Raw genomic sequence first — 6,627 nt, forward strand, 5'->3', positions numbered from 1 at the left:
AGCGGCGATCGCTTTCTTGGGATTGTTCCCGGAAGCGGCGATCGCTTTCTTGGGATTGTTCTTTGAGGAGTCGTTCAGTTTCCTTTTGGGCTTCTATGAGTTCTCCTAGCAGCCTCCAAACATCGTCAGCATTGGTGGTCATGGGGGTTGTCCTCTGGGTGATTTCAATCATCCATTTTAGCCACTTTCCACTATGCGATCGCTTTCTGGTAAGATGCGATCGCTTCCGACCACTCTTCCTGCTGGGCTAAAACCTGTCCTAGGTGAAAATATGACCATTTAGCAGTGGGATTGACGGCTATAGCTTGGCGGAAGGCTGTGACGGCTTCATCCCAACGCCATAACTGGTGCAATGTTTCCCCTAGTTTTTGGTAAGCCCAATAGAAGTCTGGGTTGGGTTCAACTGCTTTGGGATTGAAATCTATGGCTTTACGGAAGCATCTGACGGCTTCCTCCCAACAATCTAACTTGTTCAGTGTTTCTCCTAGTTTTTGGTAAGCCCAATATAGGTTAGGATTTGATTTAATTGCCTTTTTATACGCGACTACAGCTTCTTCTAAACGCCCCAACTGCTCTAAAGCCTCTCCCAGCTTGTAATGAGACCAATGAAAAATTGGATGATGTGCGATCGCCTTCTCGAAAGCATCTACAGCTTCTTCCAGCTTGCCACTCCGCAGCAGTTGATTACCCCTAACTAAATCGCTAACCATATTGTCTGACTCCCAGATTAAAGCTATATATCAATGCAGGAGAGGTTATTGACCTTACCAAAACTGTAGATATTTGTCAAGTTGGCTCAGTCAAGAATGCTTCCACAATATCATCATTCAAGACTCCTTGGAAATTTCCTGCCCGCTCGGGGTGAAACATTTCGGCTTTGAGAGTCAGAATTTGTTCATCGGTGGCGTACTCATGCAAGTGCTGAAATAAATTGAGTTGATTTAACATTTTCTGAATTTGTTGCATTAAGGTTACTTGTTGGAGACAATTACAATTTTTGATGTAATACTCAATAATATTGGGCAATGTGAAGCTACAAGCTAAACCATGAGGAACATCAAAATGGCTGGTTAGGGGATAGGACATCGAATGAGCGATCGCCGTTCGGGTTTGACTAATAGCTAGACCCGCCAACAAACTCGCTTGCTGCATTTGGGCACGGGCTTGGAGATTTTGTGGAGAGTCCAATACCTGTGGCAAACTGTTTAAAGCCAAGTTCAGCCCTTGGGTAGCATAGGCGACACTGATGGGGGTTTGATTGTGATTCCACAATGATTCCAGGCAATGAGAAATAGCATCCAATCCTGTATAAAGGGTTTGCTTGGGGGGTAAGCTCAAAATTAACTCAGGGTCTAGTAAAGCCATCTTAGGAAAGACTTGATCGCCGACAATGGAATACTTTTTGTGGGTAGTTGCATCCCAAACCGTGGCAAATGGTGTAACTTCTGCGCCTGTGCCGGAAGTTGTGGGAATGGCAATCAAAGGCAGTTGACCTTGCCAGTGGTGTTTTTGGCCCTGACGTAGTACCGTATGCAAAGGTCGTTGTAGGGGACTAGGGAGGGTCACAGCTAGGACTTTGGCTGCATCAATGACACTGCCACCACCAACAGCCACCACTCCCTGAATATTAGTCTGGCGATATTGTGTGATCACATCTTCAAGATGGTCTAATTCAGGATTAGGTGTAACCCTGTGGTATACTTCCCAATCTGTCTGGGGTGTTAAGGCTTCGATGTGGGTGGTAAGACCCCGACGGTTAAAGCCATCTGTAGTGACCAGAAGCCATAGTCCTGGGGATAGGAGATCAGGCAGGGTGCTAAGTTGCCCAGCTCCGACCCTAATTTTTACAGGGTTGTAATGATTGTATGTTGGCATCATCATTTATTTTGGTTTCAATGTTCATCAAAATTAAGTCTCTAACTGATGGTTAAAACGCTCAATTTATGGTTAAAAAGTACGCTGCACCATTCTCGATTAAGCTAGTCATATAAGTGGCTTCAGAGCAGTTATTGGGTTCTAGTGATTCTATCTGTTAGCCATCGGTTGCCACTTTCATAAATGCTTGTTTATTTTGCTGTGGACTGCTAGTGGGTCGTCCCAAATTGTCGCGGGAACCGGCTGTAATGCGAATTTCCAGTAATACTGGACCATCGTAGGCAGATAAATCGTTCCAGGCTTGTTTAATGCCAGGTTGATCCGTAGCCTGTCGGTATTGTTGATAGCCACTGGCTAGGGCTACAGCTTTCAAGTCTAGCTGTCCGGCGACTGTGGGCTGGCCGCCAACCGACTCATGGGCGGCATTATTTAAAACAACATGAATCAGGTTTTTTGGTGCTAAACTACCAATAATCGGTACTGCGCCTAAGTGCATAAGTAAGGAGCCATCCCCATCGATACAGACCACCGATTTGCTGGGGTTTCCCAAAGCTACACCTAAAGCAATGGAAGCTGTATGTCCCATACTGCCAACAGTCAGAAAATCCCGTTGAGCTTCACCTCGTTGTTGGCGTAGCTCAAACAGTTCTCGGGAGGTTTTGCCCGTTGTAGATACTACTAAACTATCCCCCACTAGGGTTAAAAGCTCACCCAGGGCAGCTTCTCGCTTGAGGGAAGCTTTAAAAGACGGTGGCCGCTGGCTTTTTTGATAGGGGAAAAATGTGCCTTTCCTTACCAACAGAGCTACTGGGGCGTTGGTAGCTTGGATTTTGGTTAGAGCCTCTTGGATAATTTGCTGAAAATCACTGTGGCCATCTACTATCCAATAGGGAACCCCCAAGAGATCCAGTTGCCCTGGGGTAATGGCCCCTTGTTTAATGTGTTGTGGCTCGTCTTTTACCCCTGGTTCCCCACGCCAACCAATTATCATCACCAAGGGGATTTTGTACACCTGAGGGTCGGTAAGTGAGGTGAGAGGGTTAATGGTGTTCCCTAATCCTGAATTTTGCAAATATACTGCCCCGATTTGCCGGGTGGCTAGGTGATAGCCAGCCACTAGGGCGATCGCATTCCCTTCATTGGCGGTGATAATATGTTCCCCGGGCTGGCTATGGTCGTCTATATAGGCACAGAAGTCTTTGAGTAGGGAATCGGGAACACCGGCAAATAAATGCACGCCGGCTTGGTATAGAGTTGTATAAAAGGCTTGGGGGTCTATCATTTTTTGTAGTTTTACTTAGTTCCTGGAATAAGTTCTAGTATGTCTTTGATAGGCAACATTTGTGGCTCACACTCTTGAGCGCGCTGATGTTTTAAGATAGTTTGAGCGGTATTTACCATAGCTGGGTAAGCACTCCGCAAAAGCTGATTAGCATAGATAACTATGTTTACACCCTGGGCTTGCAGTTCCTCCTCATGACAACTGTTATAACTCGAAGGCACAGCGATCAGGGGTTTACGATTTTCTAAGCGGTTATAGTCTTGGCAAAATGCAAACACTTCATCAGGGGTTTTCTGACGGCTGTGAATCATGATGCCGTCGGCTCCGGCTTTAATGAAGGCTTGGGCTCGTTCTAAGGCATCATCGAGTCCCTTGCCTAAAATCAGGCTTTCGATGCGGGCAATCAACATGAAATCATCTGTGGTTTGGGCTTTTTTGGCTGCACGGATTTTTTGGCAAAAATTTTCGATGCTATCTTGGGTTTGGGGAACTTCCGTGCCGAATAGGGAGTTTTTCTTGAGACCGGTTTTATCTTCGACGATGACAGCGGAGACTCCTAACCTTTCTAGGGTGCGTACAGTGAAGGTAAAATGTTCCGTTTTACCACCAGTGTCCGCATCATAAATTATGGGTTTGGTGGTCACTTCGATGACTTCGTTAAGTGTGGTCATACGGGCAGATACATCAACGGCTTCGATGTCGGGTTTGCCTTTGGCTGTCGAATCTGTTAGGCTACTCGCCCACATCCCATCAAATTCTCGACGACCTTGGGGGGTTTCGATGAAAGTGTTTTCAACGATTAAGCCACTGAGGGCGTTATGGATATCTAGGAATCGCAGGAGTGGTTTGGCTTGCAGCATCCGACGCAGAGATTTCAGGCGTACTTCTGGAGTGGTGCCGATTTCCCGTAGGGCTTTGTTTAGTTGAGTTGAGGAGATACCTTTAGTATAGGGAACTTCGATGAGTTCGCCGCCCCACTCCTCTAGGGTTTCTATGACCCGCTGACGGGTCTCTCGCTGTACCCCTTCTCGCCAATCGTCCCCGTGAATGACGTAATCGGGTTTGATGCTGCGTAGGTTGGGAATATAATCCAGGGTGGTTTGGGGAATGACCTGACTTACTCCTTTGATGTTTTCGATCACTTCTCGCCGCTGCTCAAATGCCATGTAGGGGAGGCGTTTATAGCTGGCGATCGCTTGGTCAGTCAGTAGACCGACGATGACTTCCCCATACTGTTGAGCAGTTTTCAGGATGTTTAAGTGACCGGGATGAACTAGGTCGGCACTCATTCCAACATAGACTTTTTTCATTGATCTCTTCCTCAGTGCTGGGTATGGTTCTTTATTATTGACTTATTCCAAGACAGTATTTGCTCTAGGTGGGCTATTGTGTACTAACTGTTTTGGTCGGTGAAGCAATATTCAGGGAAAGCCTGTTCTATTGCCCTAATTTCTTCCTGATTTTCGTAGGTGTGATGTAAGTAAACATTCTTTTCCGATTCCCAGGGTTTGAAGTACTTGTGTGGTTCATGGGTGGTCAGGTCAAGACCCGCTTTTTGTGCCAGCTCTTGGCGATAAGTGTCTGACAGCACAAACTTTTCAAACTGTACTTTTAACACTTGGTTACTGGTGTTTTTGGTTTTTTCTTCATAGTCAGAAACTAGGCTATGATACTTGGAGTAGTTCTTGGTATTACTCTTGATAAACCCACTAGCATCATGTAGATACCCCGTCGATTCTCGTTTCAGAGCCACAAAGTTGGACCTTGGGTCTCTAAATGTGCAGAATACTCTAGTATTCTTGAGACAGTCAACCATTCTGATATTCGGAATATTAATACAGTTGTCCAGCAAAACCACATCATAGTTATGATTGCCAGACTCGCCAGATAGCAAATTGGCAACATCATCAGCAAAAATTTTGAAATTGGCTAGAGTGTCGCCTTTTCCCGCAAGTAATGGAGAGGCGTTACCCATCAGCCTACTGACATTTTCCGAGTAAGTTTTGGCATTTGGACCTAAGCTGAAGTTCCTACCCCCTTTCATACACTTAAATTCCCATGATGCTGTCATGACTTGACATCCTAAAACCGACCCAAAAAAGAAGTTTAAAAAAGTTGACCAGTAATCGGTTGCTTTCAAAATACAATCATATAGTGTTAGTAGTGATAAATTGCCTATCAAAAAACGGGCTTCACCCTTAAGCACTTTGATATTCTTGAATTCTCGGAAGTAATCATACAGGGCACTACTGCCACTCCACCCCATGCCTGACACCACTATTTTTTGGACAGTTCTGACGTTGCTTCGCTCAAATATATGACCCTGCTCCCGAGAATCACAGATTTTCTGGAACGCTTGAATCCAATTTGCGGATATCTCTGGTTCTTTAAATAATTCCTGGGCTTGTAAGGCGAACAGTTGTTTAGCCTCCAGAAATTGACTATTTTTTGCGAGTTCAAAACAAGCCTGAAATTTTTGAGAAATCGCATCACTACAGCCCTCCCAGAATTGCTTATAGGCTTCTCCTTTCAATGCTTGTTTTGCGGCTGATCCTGCTTTTACGAAAAACTGATGAGGGGATTGGAGTCCTTGTGAAGATAAGTAATATTGAAAGCTGTTTAAGGAACCCTGATAGTCCTTGGCTTCATAGAGAAACTCGGCGTTGATTTTGTGTGCTTCTACCAGAGATACAGATGATATCCGCTTAGGCTGAGAAGTTTTGCCCTTGAGCTGGGCTTGGTGTACTGCCCGAACGAACCCTAAACGAAAGTCACTTTGGTCGGGTTTTAAGACAAAGGCGCGCTGATAGGCGGTAATTGCTTCTTCTAAACGCCCCAACCTTTCTAAAGCCTCCCCCAGTTTGTAGTGAGACCAATGAAAACTAGGATAATGTGCGATCGCTTTCTGATAAGCATCCACAGCTTCTTCTAGCTTACCACTCCGCAGCAGTTGATTACCCCTCACTAAATCGCTGACCAATTCGCTGACTCTCCAGATTACATGATACATAAGGCACAACCCACTGTCCATTTTACCAAAGTGGTAGATATTTGTCAAGTTGCGTTAGTCTCGTGATATGGTATGATACTGGGATATGTCAGGGGGTGGGTGTGTTGGTAAGCTAGTTATGAGGAGTGGTCAAGGAATGAGTGCGGGTGAGTTGCTGAGACAGGCGAATCAGTTGAAACGGTCTGGGAAGTTGGATGAGGCGATCGCAATTCCGAGAGGCTACGGGAATGCACTTCCGAGGCGATAGGCGATACTTCTGGCGGGCACGCTGCGCGATCGCACTTCCGAGAGGGTAGGCGATACGTGCTACGCACACGCTACGCGAACGCACTTCTGAAAGGGTAGGCGATACTTCTGGCGGGCACGCTACGCGATCGCCAACTCTGGCTGTAATTTACCATTGCCGGGGACGGAATTTATCATCATTTAAAATCACCACGCTATCTCCTGACTGTGCCAA

The 6,627-nt window shown here is 45.9% G+C and carries 6 protein-coding genes; all 6 read right to left on the reverse strand.

What is annotated here, in order from left to right:
* Positions 1–191: 191 nt before the first annotated feature.
* Positions 192–710: a tetratricopeptide repeat protein gene (locus tag P5674_RS22505; RefSeq protein ID WP_014273918.1), complete on the reverse strand. Its 519-nt coding sequence runs from the start codon at positions 708–710 to the stop codon at positions 192–194.
* A 76-nt stretch (positions 711–786) separates the two neighbouring features.
* Positions 787–1,881 (reverse strand): phosphonoacetaldehyde reductase, encoded by a 1,095-nt coding sequence (locus tag P5674_RS22510; protein WP_315670298.1) that lies wholly within the window; start codon positions 1,879–1,881, stop codon positions 787–789.
* Positions 1,882–2,032: 151 nt separating this feature from the next.
* A complete protein-coding gene (aepY, locus tag P5674_RS22515; protein WP_014273920.1) occupies positions 2,033–3,157 on the reverse strand; it encodes a phosphonopyruvate decarboxylase in 1,125 nt (374 codons plus the stop codon).
* 11 nt (positions 3,158–3,168) lie between these two features.
* Positions 3,169–4,467 carry a phosphoenolpyruvate mutase gene (gene aepX, locus P5674_RS22520; protein ID WP_014273921.1) on the reverse strand — a complete coding sequence of 433 codons (1,299 nt, stop codon included), beginning with the start codon at positions 4,465–4,467 and terminating at the stop codon, positions 3,169–3,171.
* Between the two features lie 83 nt (positions 4,468–4,550).
* On the reverse strand, positions 4,551–6,167 hold the full coding sequence (locus P5674_RS22525) for a tetratricopeptide repeat protein (RefSeq protein WP_315670299.1): 1,617 nt from the start codon (positions 6,165–6,167) through the stop codon (positions 4,551–4,553).
* A gap of 112 nt (positions 6,168–6,279) precedes the next feature.
* Positions 6,280–6,498: a hypothetical protein gene (locus P5674_RS22530; protein WP_315670300.1), complete on the reverse strand. Its 219-nt coding sequence runs from the start codon at positions 6,496–6,498 to the stop codon at positions 6,280–6,282.
* Positions 6,499–6,627 lie beyond the last annotated feature (129 nt).

It is taken from the genome of Limnospira sp. PMC 289.06 (assembly GCF_032350395.1).
GTDB lineage: Bacteria > Cyanobacteriota > Cyanobacteriia > Cyanobacteriales > Microcoleaceae > Limnospira > Limnospira platensis.